Raw genomic sequence first — 21594 nt, 5'->3', positions numbered from 1 at the left:
ATTCGAGATATCGCCATGGCCGCCATTGTCGAATTTGCGCTCAAATTCCGCGTGCTTGTCGTCGTTATGTTCGTGCTGTCGCTCGGCGCGGGTGTGATTGCGTTCATGAAGCTGAACATCGAATCCTATCCCGACCCGGTGCCGCCGCTGGTGGATATCGTGACGCAGAGCACGGGACAGTCGGCGGAAGAGATCGAACGCTACATCACCATCCCGATCGAGCAGGCGGTCTCGTCCGTTCCGAATCTGAAGACGATGCGGACGATCTCGCTGTTCGGCCTCTCCGACGTGAAGCTGCAATTTACTTACGATGTCACTTATGAGGAAGCCGAGCAGAAGGTGCTCAACCGTTTGAGCCAGCTGCCGCCGCTTCCGAACGGTGCGCAGCCGACCATTTCGCCCACCAGTCCGATCGGCGAGATCTTTCGCTATCGCGTGGTGGGGCCGGCGAATTACGGCGTGATGGATCTGAAGACCTTGCAGGAATGGGTCATCGCGCGCCGGTTTCGCGCGGTGCCCGGCGTCATCGACGTCACAGGCTGGGGCGGCAAGAGCAAAACCTTCGACGTCAACGTCGATCTCAACAAGCTGAACGCAGCAGGCCTCACGCTGCCGCAGGTGATCACGGTCCTCAACAACAGCAATGTCAATGTCGGCGGCAACACCGTCGATATCGGCCCACAATCGGCTGTGGTCCGCGGCATCGGTCTGATCCGCACCATCGAGGAGGTGCGTGACACCATGCTTTCTTCGGTGAACGGCAATCCCATTCGCGTCAGCGACATCGCCGAGGTCTCGGTCGGTGCGAAGCCGCGCCTCGGTATCGCCGGCAAGGATAATGACGACGACATCGTACAAGGCATCGTGCTGATGCGGCGCGGACAGCAGAGCCTTCCGACCATCCGGCGGGTGGAGGCGGAGGTCGCGAATATCAATGCCAGCGGAATCCTGCCGCCGGGCGTTCGCATCGAACGTATTTACGACCGTAGCGACCTGATCCAGGCGACCACGCATACCGTTCTGCACAATCTGGCTTTCGGCATTTTGCTGGTGTTCTTCGTGCAGTGGATGTTCCTGGGCGATCTGCGCAGTGCCATGATCGTCGCCGCGACGATCCCGTTCGCGCTGTTTTTCGCCATCGGCATTCTCGTCATCAGGGGCGAGTCAGCCAATCTTCTGTCCATCGGAGCCATTGATTTCGGCCTAATCGTCGATGCCACCGTGATCATGGTGGAAAACATTTTCCGGCATCTCGCCGGCCATGCCGGGGCGACCGACCATGGCGGACTGCGGCACGGCTTCAAGGGCAAGCTCGCGGTCATCTTCGATGCGGCCACTCAGGTGAACAGCGCGATCTTCTTTTCGGCGCTGATCATCATCGTCGGCTTCCTGCCGCTGTTTACGCTGAGCGGTGTCGAGGGGCATATCTTTGGACCGATGGCGAAGACCTATGCCTACGCGTTGAGCGGCGGCTTGCTGGCGACACTCACGGTATCGCCGGCCCTGAGCGCGGTATTGCTGCCGGAACGTGTCAAGGAAGTCGAAACCGTTGCGGTGCGCTGGCTGCGCCGAATCTACTCGCCGCTGCTCGGGCTGGCGCTCGAACGCCGCAGGGCTACGCTCGCGGTTGCGGGAATTCTGGTGCTCGGATCGTTGCTGATGGCACGTTCGCTCGGCCTCGAATTCCTGCCTCGGCTCGAGGAAGGCAATATGTGGGTACGTGCCTCCATGCCGCCTTCGATCTCGCTGGACGAAGGCAACAGGTACGTCAATCAGATCAGAACGCTGATCAAGGACTATCCGGAAGTCGAGACGGTGGTGTCGCAGCAGGGGCGGCCCGACGATGGAACCGACGCGACCGGCTTCTTTAATGCCGAATTCTTCGTGCCTCTGCGTCCGCGCAGCGAGTGGCGCAAGGATGTCGACAAGGAGATGCTGACCAGCGAACTCTCAAAACGTTTGAGCAACGAGTTTCCGGGCATCGAATTCAATTTTTCCCAATATATTCAGGACAACGTCCAGGAATCCGTGTCCGGCGTGAAGGGAGAGAACTCGATCAAGCTGTTTGGCTCCGATCTCGATGCTCTCACGAAGACCGCAGCCAAGATCAAGGCCGTCATGCAATCGGTGCCTGGCGTTACGGATCTTGCAGTGTTCAACTCGGTCGGGCAGCCGACCATCCGCATTGATGTGGATCGCAATGCGGCGGGACGCTACGGCCTTGCGCCGGGTGACATCAACTCGGCTGTACAGACTGCCATCGGCGGTCAGGCGGCGGGCGAGGTTTATGAGGACGGCAGCGATCGGCACTTCCCGATCATGGTTCGGCTGGCTTCGCCCTATCGCAAGAGCGTGGGTGCCATCGAGCGCCTGACGATCGGCGTCAACAGCGGTTCCTCGGTCGTGCAGATTCCGCTGAAGGAAGTCGCCAGCGTCAAGCTGGTGGCGGGAGCTTCGTTCATCTATCGCGAACAACAGCAGCGTTATTTGCCGATCAAGTTCAGTGTCCGCGGCCGCGACCTCGGCAGCACCGTACTGGAAGCGCAGAAGAAGATCGCAGAGGAGGTGACGCTGCCACCAGGCTACCGGCTCGAATGGGTCGGTGAGTTCGGTAATTTGCAGGATGCGATCGCGCGATTGAAGGTCATCGTGCCGATCACGATCCTTCTGATCAGCGTCATCCTGTATTTCCACTTTTCCTCGTTCCGCGACATGTTCCTCGCGCTCAGCGTCATTCCAATGGCGATGATCGGCGGCATTTTCACACTGACGGTGACCGGTACGCCGTTCAGCGTTTCTGCCGCGATCGGCTTCATCGCGCTGTTCGGAATCTCGGTAATGGAGGGCATCATCCTGCTGTCCTATTACAACGAGCAGATCGATGCCGGTATGGCGCGGATGAGCGCGCTTGCCGAGGCGTGTCACGCGCGATTCCGGCCGGTGATGATGACCTGCATCGCGGCCTGTGTGGGTCTGCTGCCGGCGGCGTTCTCGACCGAGATCGGATCGCAGGTGCAACGGCCGCTGGCGCTGGTGGTTGTCGGCGGCATCGTGCTGGCGCCGGTGCTGGTGCTGCTGGTCCTGCCAGTGTTGATCGGCATGTTCTCGCGGCGCGAACATGCGACGGCGTCGGATCTCGGCGCCGTTCCGGCAGAATAATCAGCAAAGCGGGGCGGCGTGATGACCCAACGAACTGGCTCGGTGCGATGGTGCGCGTCGGTATGCGGACATGCCTTGAGCGTGGCCGCGGCGTTGGCGTTCTCTGCAATAATCGCGCAAGCCGAAACGCTCAACGATGCGCTGGTCAAGGCTTATCAATCCAATCCGCAGCTCAATGCGGATCGGGCACGGCAGCGGGCGACGGATGAGAATGTCTCGCAGGCGATGGCCGGCTATCGTCCGCAGATCGCCGCGACACTGGGCGTCGGCCTTCAGGCCGTGCGCAACCTTCTGCCCGACAATACGGTGCAAGGTGCAACGCTGAAGCCGTGGACGATCGGCGTGACGGTTACCCAGACGCTGTTCAATGGCTTCAAGACATCGAGCAGCGTTCGTGTCGCTGAGTTCCAGGTGAAGAGCGGCCGCGAGGCGCTGCGCAATGTCGGGCAGGGGGTGCTGCTCGATGCCGTCACGGCCTATACGAATGTCTTGGCAAGTGCGTCCCTCCTCGATGCCCAGCGCGTCAATGTCGCCGCGCTGCGCGAGACACTCGATGTCGCGCGGAAGCGCCTCGCATCCGGCGATGTGACACCGACCGACACGGCGCAGGCGGAGGCGCGGCTGGCGCGCGGACAGGCGGATCTCAATGCTGCCGAGGTCAGTCTCGCGATCAATCAGGCGACCTATCTGCAGGTGATCGGCGTGGCCCCTGCTAGGCTTGCCCCGGCGGAGCCGATCGATCGTCTGCTGCCGACCAGCCGCGACAATGCGGTTGCACAGGCCGCATCGGCGAATCCGGCTGTGCTGGCGGCGCGCTTCGATGTCGATACGGCGACGACGACCATCAGCGTTGCCGAAAGCAGCCTGTATCCGACCGTCACGGTGCAGGCCGGCGCGAGCCGCTCGGTGCAATCGGATTCCACGCTCGGAACCTTCGGTACCGATCAGGCGTCGATCATCGGCCAGGCCTCGGTGCCGATCTATGACGGTGGATTGGCTGCGGCACAGACGCGGCAGGCCAAGGAATTGGCGATGCAGAGCCGACAGGTGCTCGAGCAGGTTCGCAATCAGGCGCGTTCGGCCGCCATCGGTGCGTGGGTCTCGCATGAAGGCAGCAAGATCGCCGTTGCCGCAGCCGAGGCCGAGGTGAAGGCGGCGAGCGTAGCCCTGCAGGGTGTGCAGAGGGAAGCGCTGGGCGGGCAACGCACCACGGTCGATGTTCTCAATGCGCAACAGGATCTGATCCAGGCCAAAGCGAGGCTGATCGGAGCGCTTCGCGACCGGGTGATCGCGTCCTATACGCTATTGGGTGCCGTCGGCGGATTGGATGTTCGAACGCTGGCCCTCAACACGCCTGATTATCTGCCCGAGGTGCATTATCACCAGGTCCGAGATGCATGGCATGGCCTGAGGACGCCGTCAGGGAAGTGATCATCCTGACCTGAGCGCGGTTACGCACACTGCGTCGGGCGTTTTTCGCTTGTTGGTGAGACTGTTCTCTCTTATCCACCACGTCAAAGGTTTGGCGGCGGCGCGTGCAGCGTTTCGCTGTACGTGCTGGGAAACCCAAAGTTCTGTGAGGTTAATCTTTCACCGCATTGATTAGCCCCGCTTCTTTTACAAGCGATTTTGCCGCTACTCAAAGTTCTGTCCAAATCGCAGCCAAAGTTCTGTACTAAACGAACAGCGATAGGGCGTTATTCCTTTAGCTACCTGCGGTTCGATGAATTCCGAAGCACAAACGTGGTGCTGATGAGCGGTCTGCAAAGGCTTCGCGTTGCATGTGGTTCAAGCGCGCTCTTCCAAAATCGAGAATTTTATCGGCCGAAGCTTGACTGCTCCGCCGTTGTGGCGTCGAGCGCTTCTGGACCGACCAGATCCTCTACCGTCTCTGAGACTGATAAGACTGGAGAAAATCCAGCACCCTGGCGCACAAAGTGGCGCTACGTTTCATGTCTGTTCATGGCGTTTCACAACGCACCGCACCAGTTAGCGTCAGTCGGATATGACCCTTTACGCGAATTGAAGCAGCCCTTCGGGGCTGCTTTTCTATTGTCCGTGGAGGTGAACCATGGACGCAGACGAAGACTATCAGAATCGCTTTACGGAGAAATGGCTGCAGCATCTCGAAGACGCCAGCATCGAAGACCTGGTTGAGCTGAGGGGTGTATGCGCCGCAATGTCGGCGAGACACCGCGATGAGCGATAGTCCATTGGCAGCGATACGCGCTCGTTTTCTGGCGCGTTACGACAATCTGAAGGCGCGTCTCACGCAGCGCCTGGGGGCGCCAGATTTGGCCGGCGATGCGATTCAGGACGCTTGGCTGCGCCTTGCCGGTGCCGAGACCGTGAGCGTCGTGCAGAATCCAGATAGCTACCTTTTCCGCGTTGTTTTGAACGTCGCGGAAGACCGTCGCTGGCGGGAACGACGTCATCAGAATGCGCTCGACATCGATACGGCTTTGGACGTGCGCGATGAGACGGCGACACCGGAAGAGGTGCTCCTGGCGCAGTCCGATCTGGACGCCTTCCGAAAGATCATCACGGAGCTTCCGGAGCGGCGCCGGACGATCTTTCTTGCGGCTCGGTTCGGCAATATGCCCCGACAGGCCGGTTGGACAGGTTTCGATCAGGGACAGTCATTCAGCGCCGGAATGCGCATTTTCAGGGGCTAAGGGAACATTAATTGAGGGCCTATCCAACGGCAGTCAAATAATCTTGTCCCACAGCGACCTGTACGGATTTGAGGCATTATCACGCTTCTGGAGTGAACTGATTTTTCTCAGTTAGATCAAGTAAATTCATTCTCGAAAGACGGCGTGATGTTGCCATCTGTCTTGTCGTGAAACCGTAATATTGGCTGGCTAGTTCTGCACCTTGTAAGCCTAGGCAGCGAAAATCTTCGTCTAACCGGAAGAAGGATTTCTATCGGCAGATGTCAGGCATTGTCGGATCTGAATCGGCCTTCCGACAAACCGAGCAAGCGCACCTCATGCACTTTAGAGACTGCCGCTTGGAACGTTCGATCAACGCGGCTTCGATCACGCTGCGGTTTGCTGAGCGTCTGATGGCGGCGCTTCTATGTTTCATCTGTGTTTTGGAAAGTGGCAGCCCTGCATATGCGCGAGACGTACCCGCCAGCACAACAATCGACTTCAATATCCCGGCGCAACCGCTGGCGAGCGCGCTTGATGCCTATGGTACTGCCACGGGGCTGGATGTGTTCTACGACAGCACACTCGTAGCCGGGCTGCACTCTCTCGCCGTTCGTGGCGTGCTGAGCCCTGAGGTCGCTTTGCGCGGACTCCTGGCCGGGACCGGTCTGATGCCGCGCAGCACCGGCCCGCGCAGTTTCATGCTGGTCTCTTCGTCGTCGATCCGCCTTGCCAGCACGACTGATCAGGCATATTTCGCGATGCTTCAGAAGGAGTTGTCGCGTGCGCTGTGCGGCCGCGCCGAGATCCGGCCGCGTGACGTCGATCTGCTCCTCAAGGTCTGGATCATGCAGTCGGGCGCGATCGGGCGCGCTCAATTGTTCGATATGGTGACAGGCGCACCAGGGAGCGCCAGTGTCGACGGCATTCTGCATGGATTGTCGCTCGAGGCGCCGCCTGCGGGGATGCCGCAGCCTGTCTCGATCGTGATTCTCGCACCGCCTCCGGGAGCGCCGGCCAGATGCGGCCATGCCGCGGCCGGGGCGAGGTGACGGCCGCAAATGAGTGAGTCCAATCGTGATTTATTGCGGCGGTTCTTCGTGCTCGGCTACGACGACCTGCGCGCCAGATTGGTCCGGCGGCTGGGATCGAGCGAGCTTGCCAACGACGTGCTGCATGACACCTGGCTGCGCATCGATCGCGCGCCTCCGGCAGGCGAGCTGCGCAGCCCGGGACGCTATCTGGTTCAGATGGCGTTTTATGCTGCGCTGGCGCATTGGCGCGGCGACAAGCATCTGGTGACATTGTCGGATGCCAAGACCGCGATCGGCCTGATCGACGAGGCGCCCGACCCGGAACGTGCGGCGTCGGCTCGATCCGAGGTGGAAGCGCTGCGCGACGCGCTGGCCGAATTGACGCCGCGTCGTCGCGAGATACTGCTGATGTCGCGGCTGGACGGTGTCGCGCTTCGCGATATTGCCGGCCGCCTCGAGATTTCCCAGCGCCTCGTCGAAATCGAGTTGAAACATGCGCTGGCGCATTGTGCGCTTCGACTCGGCCGCGATGTGATTCAAAGATTCGGTCCGCGGCCACGAAAAGACTCTGAAGATTGAGAGATCATGGATCGATTTCAGGCCATTCGCGGGGAAGCGACGTCAAGATGAGGAGCATTGACTATCCCGCCGCACTGCTCGACGAGGTCGACCGTGAGGCGCAGGTCTGGGTGCTTCGCTTCGCCGCAGACAAGGCCAATGGCGCCGATCTTGAGGCGTTCAAGCAGTGGGTGGGGGAGGATCGGGCGCGCGCGGATGCGTTTGCCCGCGCGTGCCGCGTTTGGGACACGATCGGGCCGGCGGCCAACGGGCCAGCGGTTCTGCGCGATCATGCCCGTGTCGCGCCAAGACCACATATGGCACGGCGCGCCTTCATCGGCGGGGCGCTGGCCGCCTCGACCGCGGCGGCAACCTATGTCGCTGTCCGTCCTCCACTCGGCTTGTGGCCATCGGTCTCGGAGCTTGCTGCCGATTACAGGACTGCGATCGGCGAGCAGCGCAACATTGCGCTCGCCGGCGGCTCGTCGATCGACATGAACACGCGGACCAGCATTGCCCTGCGGACAACGGACGACCGGATCGAGCGCGTCGAACTTCTGGCTGGCGAGGCCGCAATCACGGCTCGTGACCTGCATCGCGTCGAAGTGCGCGCCGGGGACGCGCGCGCCGTGGCTGAGGGGGCGACATTCAATATCCGTTTTGCCGGACCCGCGGTCCGCACCAGCTGCATTGCGGGCGAAGTGCAAGTCGCAACGGGCGGGCGTGCGGTTCAACTGCGCGCCGGACAAGAGGTCGTCTGCGCAGCGGGAGATCTTGGCGCAGTAACCTCGATCGATCCCGCTACGGTGACGGCGTGGCAAACCGGCGTGCTGGTGTTCCATGGAACGCCGTTGTCGGACGTGGTCGACGAGATCAACCGCTATCGCCCCGGACGGATTGTCGTGACCAACACAACGTTGGGACGCAAGCTGTTCAGCGCGCGCTTTGCGATCGCCAATGTGGATGGCGTTGTGGAGCAGATCCAGCAAGTGTTCGGTGCGACAGTCACCAACCTGCCGGCCGGAGTCGTTCTGCTGCGATAATCGGATGCGGCCCTGCGAATGCGATGGCCGCGTCGCCCTCCGATCAAGCGAGCAAAAATTTTTTCGGTCGCGAACGACGACGGGACTCACAGAAATGGACCGCAAAGCCACCGCAATGGCTGCGGCCGGTGTCCCGCCTGTGCTCGATGAGAGAAGTTCGCATGTCCGCCAAGCCGAATGCTCCGCAAACCAGCCGTTCAGCGACCGTCGGTAAATATCATCTGACGCAAGGTGTGATGCAACAGATGTCGCCGCATCGTCTGTTCCTGGCTGGTGCAAGCATATTTGCGCTGATGTTGACCGGGCAGGAAGGTGCGTTCGCGCGCTCTTTAGGGGGCGGCGGCGGTACGATGTCGGCGCCGACGATCGCCAGTGACGCCGCGGCTGCCGCGGCCCGGCAGGCGACGGAGGCAGCAAGACAGAGCGAGGGAGCACTGGCAAGAGCAGCGCAGGCGTTACAAGCTCTGCAGGCCGCGCAGGCAGCCGCGCGCAATGCAGCAGCTTCCGTGCAGCGCTCGAACGCGTTGCCTCAGGTGGTGCCCAACGGGCTGGCGCCCGGTGGGCTCCAGATCGCGCCGGGCGCAGTGTCCGGAGCCCACCTGTGGAGGGGCGCCGATCTTCCGGTTCAGTCGGCAGGTGGCGACCAGACCACCGTCACCGTCAACCAAACCGCGCAGCAGGCGGTCCTGAACTGGCAGACTTTCAACGTCGGCAGTCGAACCACCGTGAATTTCAACCAGCAAGGCAACGACTGGAGCGTGCTCAACCGCGTGGTCGGCAATGCCGCCGGCCCGAGCCAGATACTCGGACGGATCAACGCGCCGGGGCAGGTTCTCGTCGTCAATCAGAACGGCATCATCTTCGGCGGCGCAAGTCAGATCAATGTCGGCTCGCTGGTGGCATCCGCTGCCGGCATCACCGATACGCAATTTCTCGTCAGCGGGATCTATTCGACCCGGAGCGGCCAGGATTATGTGGCGAGCTTCAAGGAAGCGGCCGGCAGGATCGTGGTGGAAGCCGGCGCGTCGATTGCCACCAGTGCGCCGACCTCGGTGAAATCGGGCGGCGGCTTCGTGGCGCTGCTTGGCAGCAACGTGGACAACGCCGGATCAATCGTGACGCCGAAGGGCCAGACGCTGCTGGCGGCGGGCGATGACTTCATTCTGCGTCCGGGCTTGGGTACCGATTCCAATCAGGTCTCCACCACCCGTGGTAATGAAGTGGTGCCGGTTCTTCGCGCAGGAAGCGCGTCCGGTGCGATCGGCAATACCGGGCTGGTTTTCGCCCCACAGGGCGACATCACGCTCGCCGGGCATGCCATCACCCAGAGCGGCGTTCTGATGTCGACCACTTCGGTCAATCAGCGCGGCACGATTCATTTGCTGAACTCTGCCTCGGATGCCGGCGGCACGGTAACGCTCGCGGGAAGCGGCATCACTTTGATTCTGCCCGAACTCGATTCCGCGGAGACAGCGCTGAATTCGCAGCGCGATGCGCTGATCGCAGACTCCGCGATGCAAAACGCCATTCGCGCAACCCAGAATCCTGGTCAGTTCGACAACCTCTCCCGACTTGCGGATCGTGGCGACCGGTCACGCGTGGAGATCGTGAGCGGTGGCCTCGTCGACTTGCAAAACGGCTCGTTAACCGTGGCCACCGGCGGACAGGTCGCCATTTCGGCCGGCAAGCGGGTCTTCGCCGGAATGGGCGCCGTCGTCGATGTGTCGGGCGCCCAGGGTGTTTTGCTTCCGATGTCGGCCAACGCCATCAAGGTCAACATCCAGGGCAATGAGCTGCGCGACTCCCCGCAGAATCGCGACGGCGGGGCGCTCATCAATAAGGATGTCTGGATCGATGCCCGCGATCTCGTCCTGATCCCTGCCGGCACCGGCGGCTACGCATCCAAGCGTTACTATACTGCTGGCGGTCTGCTCGAGGTCGGCGGTTATCTCAACAACACCGGCCACAAGATCGGTGAGTGGGCCGCAGTCGGTGGTGACATTACATTGTCCGCACCGGAAGTCGTCGCGCAGCGAGGATCGACCTTCAACATTGGGGGCGGGGCGGTCCAGTACGAAGGCGGATATCTGCCGCAAACCAATCTGCTCGGGCGCGACGGCCGCTACTACAATCTCAACAACGCGCCGGCGGACCTGACCTATACGACAGTTGCAGGCGGCTTTGTCGTCAATCACGAGCGCTGGAATGTCGTTGAGGTCTATTCCAGTGTGTTCGACAGACAGAACATGCGCTGGGAAGATGGCTACACGGTCGGTCGCGACGCCGGACGCCTGATCCTGTCGACGCCGACCTCGGTGTTCGAGGGAGCCATTCTTGCGGACGTCATCAAGGGGCGACGGCAGATCGCTGCGCGTCCCGCGGACATTTCCGACGGCTACGAGCTGACGCAGAACACGGCTCCGCTCTCCGGCAGCCTCGCGCTTGGACTTTACGATGCGCGCGGGCTCGTCAATGCGTCCACGACCGCCGTCAAGTTCGGCAGCATTGCTTCGATCTCGGCAGGACTCGATCCCGTCGCGGCCATTCCGCTCGATCGGGTCAATACCGGCTGGTTCGACAGCGGGACGATCAGCGCGTTCGGACTGGGTGGGCTCCGCGTGGCTGCGAAACAGTCGATCGCCACCGAGGCGCCGCTGAGCTTTGCGCGTGGCGCGCAGGTGGAATTCATTGCGCCTTTCGTCGACATCAAGGCCGATATCACCGCGCGTTCGGGCAGCGTCAGCGTCACCAATATTCTCAGGCCCGATGCGGCCGCGCTGACGCCGATCGTGCTGACGACGGCCGACGGGCTCGCGCAGCTCACTTTGCATGCCGGTGCAACCATCGACGCGCGCGGGGTGTGGACCAACGTGCCCAGTTCGCCGGACGATCTTTCCGGGCTCGCTTTCGTCGATGGAGGCAGCGTCAGCTTCACCTCGACGCAAGATGTCACGCTGGCGAGCGGCAGCAGCATCGACGTATCGTCCGGGGCGGCCCTGCTGAGGGGCGGCAAGACGAGAGGCGGCAAGGGCGGCGACGTAACCCTGATCGCCGACGACCGATCGGTCGGTGGTCCGACGGTCGGCGGTCGTTTGATCCTCGACGGGCGTATCGGCGGTTACGGCGCGAATGGGGGCGGCAAGCTCGTCATCGGCAGCGGTCCGTCGATCGTGATCGGGGGCAAGGCACTGGCGACCGACGGCGTGCTCGCTGCGGGCGAGACGGCGCCGATTCCGCTGCTCCTCGCAGAAGAGATCGTCATCCCGGCCGGCGGGCGCATTCCGTTCAGCTACGACGAAACGATCTTCAACCTCGCGCCGGGAGACTTCGCCGCGGTCGCCTTGAAGGTGGACGCCAGCAGAGAGAGACCGCTGATGGTCGGCCCCAGCGGCTGGACTGTTCCGGCCGGCTCCTTCTTTTACGACGTCAACTACACGTATTACGGCGCCGGTGCGCAGATCGCGGCGGGCACCAAGATTTTTCCTGGCGACATGGCGAAACTGCCGGCAGGATTCACCTTTACGGCGGGGGAGTTTCCGAATGGCATCCCGCTTGCGGCGACCCAACTCACTTTCGCAGCCGGCGACATCGCCCCCGTCCAGCTGCGCTTCGCTGTCGGCACGGCGATCCCAGCGGGTACCGTCGCCTCGCGTCCCTTCGCCGTTGCCGCGCTGACCGAACTCAATACGAATATCTTCAAGACGGGATTCTCGAGCTACGCCATCAACGGTCATCAGGGATTGCTAGTGGTCGATCGCGCCGCGATCGATGTCGTCACACCGGTCTATCGCTTCGGCACGGCGGCCTTCAGCGCGCCGACGGGCTCCGATCCCGCCTCGGCACTCGAACTGTGGCTTCCGCCGGTCAATCTGGAAGATCCGGTCAATGGCCGCATGACGCGCCGTGTCGGCGCCGACCTCATGCTCGAGTCCAACCTCGACCTGACAAGGGGCATGATCGCCATTGGCACCGATGCGACCATCACGGTCGATCCCGGCCATGCCATCGCCTTGCAGAGCCCGGGCCAGATCACCGTCGACGGACAGCTCACGGCAGCCGGCGGCAAGATCGACATCCTGCAGGTCTACAGCAATGGCAAGGCCAATCCGTTTGTCGGCGTGCAGTCGATCTGGCTGGGCGATAACGCCTTGCTTGACGTCGCCGGGCGCAGCGCCGTCGCGGTGGATCGGCGTGGTCATCGCTACGGCCTGGTCGATGCGGGCGGCAGCATCACGCTGGGCGCGCATACGGAGAGCAATGCCGGAGGCTTCCCGCCGGCAGGCAACGGCTTTGTCATCATGCGCCCGGGTGCACGGCTCGACGCTTCGGGCGCCAGCGCGATCCTCGATGTTGCGGACGCCGTTTCCGGTGGCATCGGCATCGCCCGTCCGGTCACGGTGGCGACCGCCGGCGGTAGCATTGCGATGAGCGCGCTGAACGGTTTCTATCTCGACGGCTCAATGACGGCGAAGGCCGGCGGCGAAGGCGCGCCGGGCGGCACACTGTCGCTGGCCCTGGTGACGCCTCGCTACTCCGATGTGATTGATCGGCCGACGCCGGACGAGGTGCGGCAATTCCGCATTCTCGAAGTCGCGGCGCGGGCCGGCGGAAGCGGACTCGCGTCCGGTCTGGTCTGGGGCATGCGCGATCCGGCATTGCGGTTTGGCCATGCGCGAATTGGAGCCGATCAGGTTGCCGCCGGCGGCTTCGCCAATCTCAGCCTCTATGCGGACACCATCGCGTTCGACGGCAATGTCAGCCTCGCTCTGCCGCAAAGCCTGTCGATCTCGGGCAATATCGTGGCCAAGGCAGGTAACGAACGGATCGATCTTGCGGCGCCCTATGCGTCGTTCGGCAAGGCTGTATCCGCGCCGATCAGCGGTGCGTACGAGCCACGCCCCGGTAGTGCCCCAGGCGATGTCCAGCCGGGCTTCGGCACGATGCCGAGCACGCAGCCGGCCAAGACGGGCACCGCGCGACTGACGGTGAATGCCGATCTCGTCGATCTCGCCGGCACTTTCGAGCCGCTCAACACGGCGCTGGCGCTGGCGGATGGCTCGGCGGCACTGACCAGCATCGCGGGCATCGATCAGGTCCAGGTGGTGAGCCGGGGCGATATCCGGATCACCGGTCACACCTACGGTTCCCGCACGCTTGAGCTCGATGCCGCGCAGGTCTATCCGGTCAGCAACAGCAAGGTCTTAGTCATGGCGAACGACCTTGTACGATTCGGCCGCACGACGTCGGATACGCCAGCGCTGCCATTCTCGGTGTTCGGCAAGCTTACGGTCTACAGCGCCCAGATCGAGCAAGGCGGAATCCTGCGCGCGCCGCTTGGCACGCTCGTCCTCGGCGGTGCGGCTGTTCCGGGCAAGAACCTAGTGGGCGTGCAGAAGCTCGACCTCCTGCCTGGCAGCATCACGTCGGTAAGCGCCGCGGGACTTGCGATGCCCTATGGCGGCACCGTCGACGGCATCGTCTACAATTACAACGGCACTGCGGTGACCCAGGCGTTGAACGGCGTCAACGTGTGGGGCGAGGTCGTCGGAGGTATCAACCTGTCCGGTCCCAGCGTGACCGTTGCCAGCGGTGCGCTGCTCGATCTTTCCGGTGGTGGACAACTGCTCGGCGCCGGCTTCATCAGCGGCCGTGGCGGCTCGGTCGATGCGTTGCTCAATCCGCTCGCCGCAGCCAATCCGGGAAACAATTATAGCAACCTCAAGAACCAGGTGTTCGCGATCGTCCCGAGCGCGACTGGAGATTATTCGCCGATTGTACCCGCCAGTCAAGGCAAGGCGCCATCGATCGTCGGACAGCGCATTACGGTCGGAGGTGGCGTGCCCGGCCTTGCGGCGGGGACTTACACACTGATGCCGGCATCCTACGCGCTGCTGCCCGGCGCGTTCCGCGTCGAACTCGGTGGGACGGTCCAGTTCGAAAGCCGTCCGGTCGCGTTGGCCAACGGCTCTTACATAACGACGGCCTATGGCAGTGTCGCCAACACCTCGATCCATGCCAGCCGGCCCAACCAGGTCGTGATCACGCCCGGCGCTACGGTGCGCAGCTATTCCCAGTACAATGAGCAGGACTATGCGAGCTTCATGCTTGCGACCGCCGCGCGCACGGGACAGCCGCGTCCGAGCCTGCCGGCCGATGCCGCCGCACTGCAGCTCATTCTTGCTGCACAGTCGTCCAGGCGCCCATCGTTGTCTTTCGCTGGCCAGGCACTGTTCACGCCGGGCAGCGGCGGCTATGGCGGCGTCGTCAGTGTCGATACGCCGTTCAACTCGCGCCTCGAAATTCTCGGCGCAGACTCGACGCCAACGGCCGGCTACGCGTCGGTGCGTGCAGCGGACCTCAGCGCCATCGGTGCCGCCAGAATCTCGCTCGGTGGCGGCCAGATCCTCGATCTTGACAACGGTTATGTGCGCACCGGCGGTTTTGCCACCACGGTCGTGGTGCGCGGCGGCGCAGTTTTGCGCGCGCCCGAAGTGTTTATCACGGCCGGTGCCGGCGGTATTCGGATCGAAGACGGCGCGCGCATCGACACGACCGGGGCCGGTGCTGCGACGGTGATGCCGTCGAGTGACGGATACGCCTACAACGCCGGCGGAACCGGGAACATGATGGTCGTCTCGAACGGCTGGATTGACATGCCCCAGTTTACGATCAACGGCACCGTCGCCGGAGGCATCTCGGTCGGCGCCGCCACCATCGCGACCGAAGGCACGCTTGCCTTCGGCGTCCAGAGCGGAACGTTGTCGATCTCCGACGGCATGCGCTACGGCGCGCGCTATCTTTCGCTCACCATGCCGAATGTAAATATCGGCGACGAGTCCGCAATCGCCGCGGAGCGCGCCGCCGGCGTGTTGCCCGACGGTCTGGTGCTGAACCAGAATGTGTTCGGCCGCCTGCTGGCCGGCAACGCGGTGGCCGGTGCTCCCAAGCTGGAAAGCCTTATTCTTTCGGCGCAATCGTCGATCAATTTCTACGGCTCGTTGAATCTGTCGACGATCGACCCGGCGACCGGCCAGTCCAGCCTGCGTTCGCTTGTGCTCAACACGCCGGCGATCTACGGCCTTGGCGCAGCCGGCGACAGCGCCACGCTCACCACCGGGCAACTGGTCTGGAACGGCATTAACGATGGCGTCGAACGCAAGGGCCAAAATGGGCCGCGGAGCCTGCCGCCGGGAGCGGTGATCGCCGGTGGCGCCGGCACCGGCCACGGCACGCTCAATATCATCGCCGACGAGGTGGTGTTCGGCTATCCCAGCGAGTCCAGGCCGGATACCCAGGTGACGCTCGATCGTCTGGCGCTCGGTTTCTCCACCGTCAACGTGACTGGGCAAAGCCGGATCACCGCGAACAACCGCAACACATTGTCGGTGTATGAGAGCCAGGGCGCGTACCAGACCGGGGTGGGATACAGCTACAGCGGCGGCTATCTCAATCTGATCACGCCGATGCTCACGGGAGACGCCGGCTCCATCAATCGCATCACGGCGGGCGGCGCGCTCAATGTGACCGGTACCGGCGGTGCAGCGGCAGTGGGTCCGGCGGCGATCGGCGCCGAGATTGGCCTGACCGGCGGTACCGTTACGATCTCGAGCGCCGTCGTGTTGCCGAGCGGCAAGCTGACGGTCTCTGCGGACGGCGACATCGTACTGGGCGACGCGGCACGCATCGATCTGGCGGGACGAACCGTCGGCCTGCTCGATGCGGTGCGCTATAGTTGGGGCGGCGACGTAGTACTCGAAAGTACCCACGGCAATATCGTTCAGGCGGCTGGTTCGGTCATCGACGTCTCGGCGGTGAACAACCGTGCCGGATCTTTGTCAGTGACCGCGGTCGATGCGGCCGCTGGCCATGTCGTCCTCGCCGGTTCGTTGCGTGGCGGTGCTTCCGGGCATTACGACGCCGGCGGCACGATGGTGCCGTTTCTTGCCGGCAGCATCGATGTGCGCGCGCAGACGATCGCCGATTTCACCGGGCTCAATCAGCGGCTCACGCTGGCCGGCATGACCGGCGCGCGGAGCTTCCAGCTCAAGCAGGGCGATCTGATTATCGGCGACGAGCTGGTGGCGAACAGCATCAGCCTATCCGTCGACGGTGGTCGCCTCACCATCAATGGTCGCATCGATGCCAGCGGCGAGCGCGTCGGAACGATCAGGCTTGCTGCACGCGATGGTCTGACGCTCGGTGCTGCCTCCGTGCTCGATGCTCATGGCACAGTGCTTCGCGTTGACAGCTACGGTCAGCCGATCGATGCGCCGAACCGCGCCGTGGTGGAATTGACCACGACCCAGGGCCGGCTCAGCCTGGCGCCCGGTGCGCGGATCGATGTGCGTTCGGCGGACAATGTCGCGCGCGGCACGATCGAGCTGAACGCATCGCGGCTTGGTGGCGCAGGTGGCAGCGGCGATGGTGCCGACGATGTCGCGATCGATGCGGCAGGTCCGGTCACCATCGCGGGAGCGCGCAGCATCGCCGTCAACGGTTTCCGGACCTATCGTCCGGCCGACGGCATCGTCAATCAAGACTTGATGGAGACCGTGCATACGTCCAGCACCGCGTTCATCACCGCGGCGCTGGCGAATGCCGATCTGCAGAATCGTCTCGATGGCCTACGCGCCTATGCCGATGCATTCCACCTGCGGCCGGGCGTGGAGATCACGAGCGCGACGCCCGATGGCGATCTGACGATCTCCGGAGACATCGACCTGTCCCGCTATCGCTACGACAGCCTGAACCCAAACACCGCGAAGACCGCCATCTATGGCTCGGGCGAGCCCGGTCGTCTGGTGATCCGCGCTAGCGGCAACCTGAATGTGTTCGGCAATGTCAGCGACGGCTTCGGCGCTGCGCCGCTACCACTGGCCATCGACGGCCAGGACACGCCGGAGGTCGCACGGCTTCTCGTCAAGGGTACCCAGCCCTATGCAGGCGATGTCGTGATCCCGCGCGCTGGCGTGGAGCTGGCGGATGGCACCGTTTTCCCGCGCGCCAGCGTGCTGAACTACGACGTGTCGGTACAGGGATTTACGCTGCCGGCGAACACCGTGCTTCCCGCCGACGCGCCGCTACAGGGGGGGCTGACGTTGCCTGCCGGGACAGTGGTGCGCGCGGATATACGCGATACGTCCGGCACGGTGATCTATCCACGCGGCACGCTGCTGCGCCAGGATACAGCTCTCCCCGCCGGCACGGTTCTCGGCGCCGGCAACCGCTTCGTATCCAGCATTGTGGTCGGCCCGATGCTCTGGCCGAAGAACGTGGCGCTGCCAGCAGCTTTGACGTTGAATGGCGCATTGACGTTGCCGATCGGCGCTATCATCCCGTCGGCAACCGTCGTCACGCTGCCGGACGATGCGAGTTTCGTGAAGCTGCGCGACGACCCAACGCCGAGCGGGATCTGGGCCGCGGCCCCGCTACTGCCCCAGGGATCGCAGTCATGGTCGTTGCGCTTTGTGGCGGGTGCCGATGTGACTGCCGCCGACAGCCGCGCGCTACGGCCGCGCAGCGCCAACGCAGGCAGCCTGGTGCTCGCCGATTCATCGGTCATGGCGAGCATCTCGATCCAGCCCGCAGGCTGGGTCTGGGCTTCGGTCGATGGCGACAATCCATTCGGAACGCCCGGGCAACCGGCCGACGATCCGTGGGTCTGTGAGAACCTTCCGGATTACTGCACATGGAGTCCCGGGGGCGCGTCCGCCTTGCCGAAGTTCGCGCTGCCAAGCGTGGTGCGCACGGGGACCGGTGATCTCGAATTGCTGGCCAGCTCCGATCTCAAAGTTCGCACCTCGTTCGGCATCTATACGGCCGGCACCCCGTCGCCGGCGATCCTGGCGGCGGATGGCTCGAATCCGTATGATCTGTCGCGCGGTCGGCTGATGGGCAGCTCTATCCTCGGTCCTGCCGGGACTTCCTTTGAGGGCCTGATCGATGGCGGCGCAAGCAGCGTCTACCACGCCTGGTATCCTGAAGCCGGTGGCAATCTGCTAGTGGCGGCGCAGGGCAACCTGACGGGAATGTCGAATAATCCGTCCGGCGTTCAGGATGGCAATCCGGGCAACTGGCTTTGGCGCCAGGGCGGCAACATCACCGGCCAGCAGACCGCATGGTGGATCAATTTTGGCACCGTCGCGCTTCCGCAGCCGCGCGATCCGGGTATGACGCCTTTGGCATTGGTCGGCTTCTCCGGCTTCGGTACGCTTGGCGGCGGCAACGTCACGGTTCTGGCGGGCGGCGATGCCGGTGTCCTGGCGTCGCAAAGCGGCGGCAATCAGGCGAAAAGCTCGACGGCGCTGAACGTCACGGTGGGCTCGACCGGGCGCATCACATCGGATGGGCAACTGATCCTGACTGGCGGCGGCGACATGCAGGTCAAGATCGGCGGTCAGCTCAATCCGCTGCAGCCGACGCTCATGACCACGAGGGTCCAGAGCGATTCCAGCGGCGTGCTCACCAATCTCCGCGGCCTGATCGATCTGCAGGCTGGAACGATCGGCGGCATCAACGTGACCTATGGCGCGAAACTCGCCGCCGATCCGCGTTGGCCGGAGCCGTCAACCGCCAACAGGGGCCTGGGCTTCGGCGGGCTACTGGTGATCCCGGGCGATGCCGTGGTCGATTTGTCGACGCGCGGCGACCTGGTGCTGGCCGGCGCTGCAGACCCGGGGCGGGTGCTGCAGCAGAACACAACGAGCTACACCGTCGGAGGCGTTCCGCATGACGGCGGCGGCACCACCTGGTTCACGCTGTGGCGCAATGAGACGGCGATCAACCTGGCCTCGGCCGGCGGCAATCTGGTTCCCACCACCCAGAATATGCTCTCGAACGGCACCATCGATGCCGCCACCGATCGCACTTTCGTTTATCCGCCGACGCTGACGGCGCTCGCGGCCAGCGGCAGTATCTATTACGGCGCCTACGACATTGTGCCGACCATCATCCCGCCGCCGCTCACGCTGGCGCCATCTCCGATTGGACAGCTCGAATTGCTGGCCAGCCGTTCGATCTACGCAAACGGTTATGCGATCAACATCTCGGGCGCCGATCAAAGCGGGCTGACAACGCCATTCACCCCCGCATTTGTGGGATGGCAGCGCGGCGACATCACGACGACCAACGTCAACGGGACCGGAACGGTTTTCCCGCGATTTGGTTCGCTGAATCCCGGTGGCGCCGAGCTGTTTGCGTTCGGCCCGAATACGGCGAGCAATCTACACGCCGCAGATCCGAAGCCTGCACTCATCTATGCGGCCAGCGGAGATATCGTCGGCTTCAAGAGTGGTGAGGTGGTCACCGGCACCGGCGCAAATCCGGAGCCTGCGGGCACTTGGTATGTCGCGGCAAAGCCGATGCAGATCATGGCGGGGCGTGACATCGTCAGCCTCGGCACCCCGGTTGGTACGTTGGATGAACAGTATAATGGGACACGGACCAGCAACCTGATCCTGCACACCGGTGACAACGATATCTCGGTGGTGTCGGCGGGGCGTGACATCGTCTATGCCAACCTGCAGGTCGCCGGTCCGGGCTCGCTGATGATCACGGCGGGGCGTGACATCTACCAAGCAGATCAGGGTACCGTGACGAGTCTTGGCCCGGTGGTCTCGGGCGACATCCGCTCCGGCGCCTCGGTGCTGATGATGGCTGGGGCGGACGCGGCAAACTACAATGCGCTGCTGCGTTATCTCGATCCCGCCAATCTGGCGAAGGCCGGTGTGCCGCTCCCCGATCAACCCGGCAAGGTGGTGAAGACCTACGAGAAGGAGCTGGCTGACTGGTTCTCGGTGCACTACGGCTTCCGCGGCACGGATGCGCAGACACGCGAGCGGTTCGCTTCGCTGTCGCCGGAGCAGCAGGCCGTGTTCTTGCGGCGCGTCTTCTACGAAGAGCTGCGCCAGAGCGGTCGCGAGTACAATGATGTCAATGGACTGCGTCCGCGCTCCTATCTGCGCGGCCGGCAAGCGATCGCGGCATTGTTCCCGGATCACGATGCGACCGGCGTACCGATCGCTTATAGGGGCGACATTACGATGTTCGGAGGCTCGGGCGTCCGAACGATCGAGGGTGGCGATATTCAGTTGCTGGCACCCGGCGGTCGAATCCTGCTGGGCGTCGAGGGCGTCGCGCCGCCATCGTCGGCGGGCCTGATTACCCAGGGCGATGGTAACATCGATATCTATTCGCAAGGCAGCCTGCTGCTCGGACTGTCGCGCATCATGACGACCTTCGGCGGCAACATTGTCGCCTGGTCCGCGGAGGGCGACATCAATGCCGGCCGCGGCTCCAAGACGACACAGGTCTATACGCCGCCGAAGCGTGTTTATGACAAGTATGGACGGGTGAAATTGTCTCCGAGCGTTCCCACGACCGGCGCCGGAATCGCAACGCTCAATCCGATCCCGGAGGTGCCGCCCGGCAACGTCGATCTGATCGCGCCGCTGGGCACCATCGATGCGGGTGAAGCCGGCATTCGCGTTTCGGGCAATGTCAATCTTGCGGCGCTTCAGATTGTCAACGCCGCCAACATTCAGGTTCAGGGCACGTCGAGCGGAATTCCGACGGTGCAGGCGCCGCCGGTCGGCCCGCTGACCGCGGCATCGAACGCCAACGCCGCGACACAGCAGGCCGCTCCACCGCCATCGCAAGGGGGAGCTCAGCCATCGATCGTGATCGTCGAAGTTCTCGGCTACGGTGGCGGCGAGGGATCGTCGGTAATGAGCCCGGACCGCGACCAAAAGTCGGACGAGCGCGATCGGCGGAGCCAAAATCCCGATAGCGACTATCAGGTGCTTGGGGCAGGCGACATGACCATCGACGAAGCGAGGCGGCTGACCGCAGATCGCCGCCGTCAGATTCGGCCCTAGCCTACCAGGAGAGATCCCCCAGCTTTGCTGGGAAGGGAGCATAAGTTTGACATTTCCGGAAGTCGTCCATCGTTGAGAGTCTCGACTCGTGAGCCACCACGCACACGAGAAGGAGCTTTGCGATGGACAATTTCGAGAGCCTAAGTCACCACTTAGTGAGAAATCCGATACTAGGTAGCAAACGCCCCCAATTCTCTTGAACGACCGATATTCAGGCTTCTGAAAACGCCCAGAAGGTCGCTCGCTAACGCGATGATCAGCTACCAGTCGA

General features: G+C 63.2%; 7 protein-coding genes. All 7 read left to right on the top strand.

From position 1 onward, the window contains the following. Nucleotides 1-15 precede the first annotated feature (15 nt). Complete coding sequence (locus tag E0H22_RS14470) at nucleotides 16-3159, top strand: efflux RND transporter permease subunit (RefSeq protein WP_233021705.1); 3144 nt, start codon at nucleotides 16-18, stop codon at nucleotides 3157-3159. 21 nt (nucleotides 3160-3180) lie between these two features. Continuing rightward, nucleotides 3181-4590, top strand: coding sequence for a TolC family outer membrane protein (locus E0H22_RS14465; protein WP_430715152.1), 1410 nt, complete (start codon nucleotides 3181-3183; stop codon nucleotides 4588-4590). A gap of 767 nt (nucleotides 4591-5357) precedes the next feature. Beyond that, nucleotides 5358-5834 (top strand): RNA polymerase sigma factor, encoded by a 477-nt coding sequence (locus tag E0H22_RS14460; RefSeq protein WP_233021702.1) that lies wholly within the window; start codon nucleotides 5358-5360, stop codon nucleotides 5832-5834. 338 nt (nucleotides 5835-6172) lie between these two features. Beyond that, nucleotides 6173-6865, top strand: a complete 693-nt coding sequence (locus E0H22_RS14455) for an STN domain-containing protein (protein ID WP_233021701.1) — start codon at nucleotides 6173-6175, stop codon at nucleotides 6863-6865. 9 nt (nucleotides 6866-6874) lie between these two features. Further along, entirely contained in the window at nucleotides 6875-7426 is a 552-nt protein-coding gene (locus E0H22_RS14450) for an RNA polymerase sigma factor (RefSeq protein WP_233021700.1), read from the top strand. A 47-nt stretch (nucleotides 7427-7473) separates the two neighbouring features. Continuing rightward, nucleotides 7474-8448, top strand: a complete 975-nt coding sequence (locus E0H22_RS14445) for a FecR family protein (RefSeq protein WP_233021699.1) — start codon at nucleotides 7474-7476, stop codon at nucleotides 8446-8448. Nucleotides 8449-8609: 161 nt separating this feature from the next. Further along, a complete protein-coding gene (locus E0H22_RS14440) occupies nucleotides 8610-21323 on the top strand; it encodes a filamentous hemagglutinin family protein (protein WP_233021698.1) in 12714 nt (4237 codons plus the stop codon). Nucleotides 21324-21594: the final 271 nt, after the last annotated feature.

This window comes from Rhodopseudomonas boonkerdii, assembly GCF_021184025.1.
GTDB classification, from domain to species: domain Bacteria; phylum Pseudomonadota; class Alphaproteobacteria; order Rhizobiales; family Xanthobacteraceae; genus Tardiphaga; species Tardiphaga boonkerdii.
This window is presented reverse-complemented; position numbering and strand designations above follow the sequence as displayed.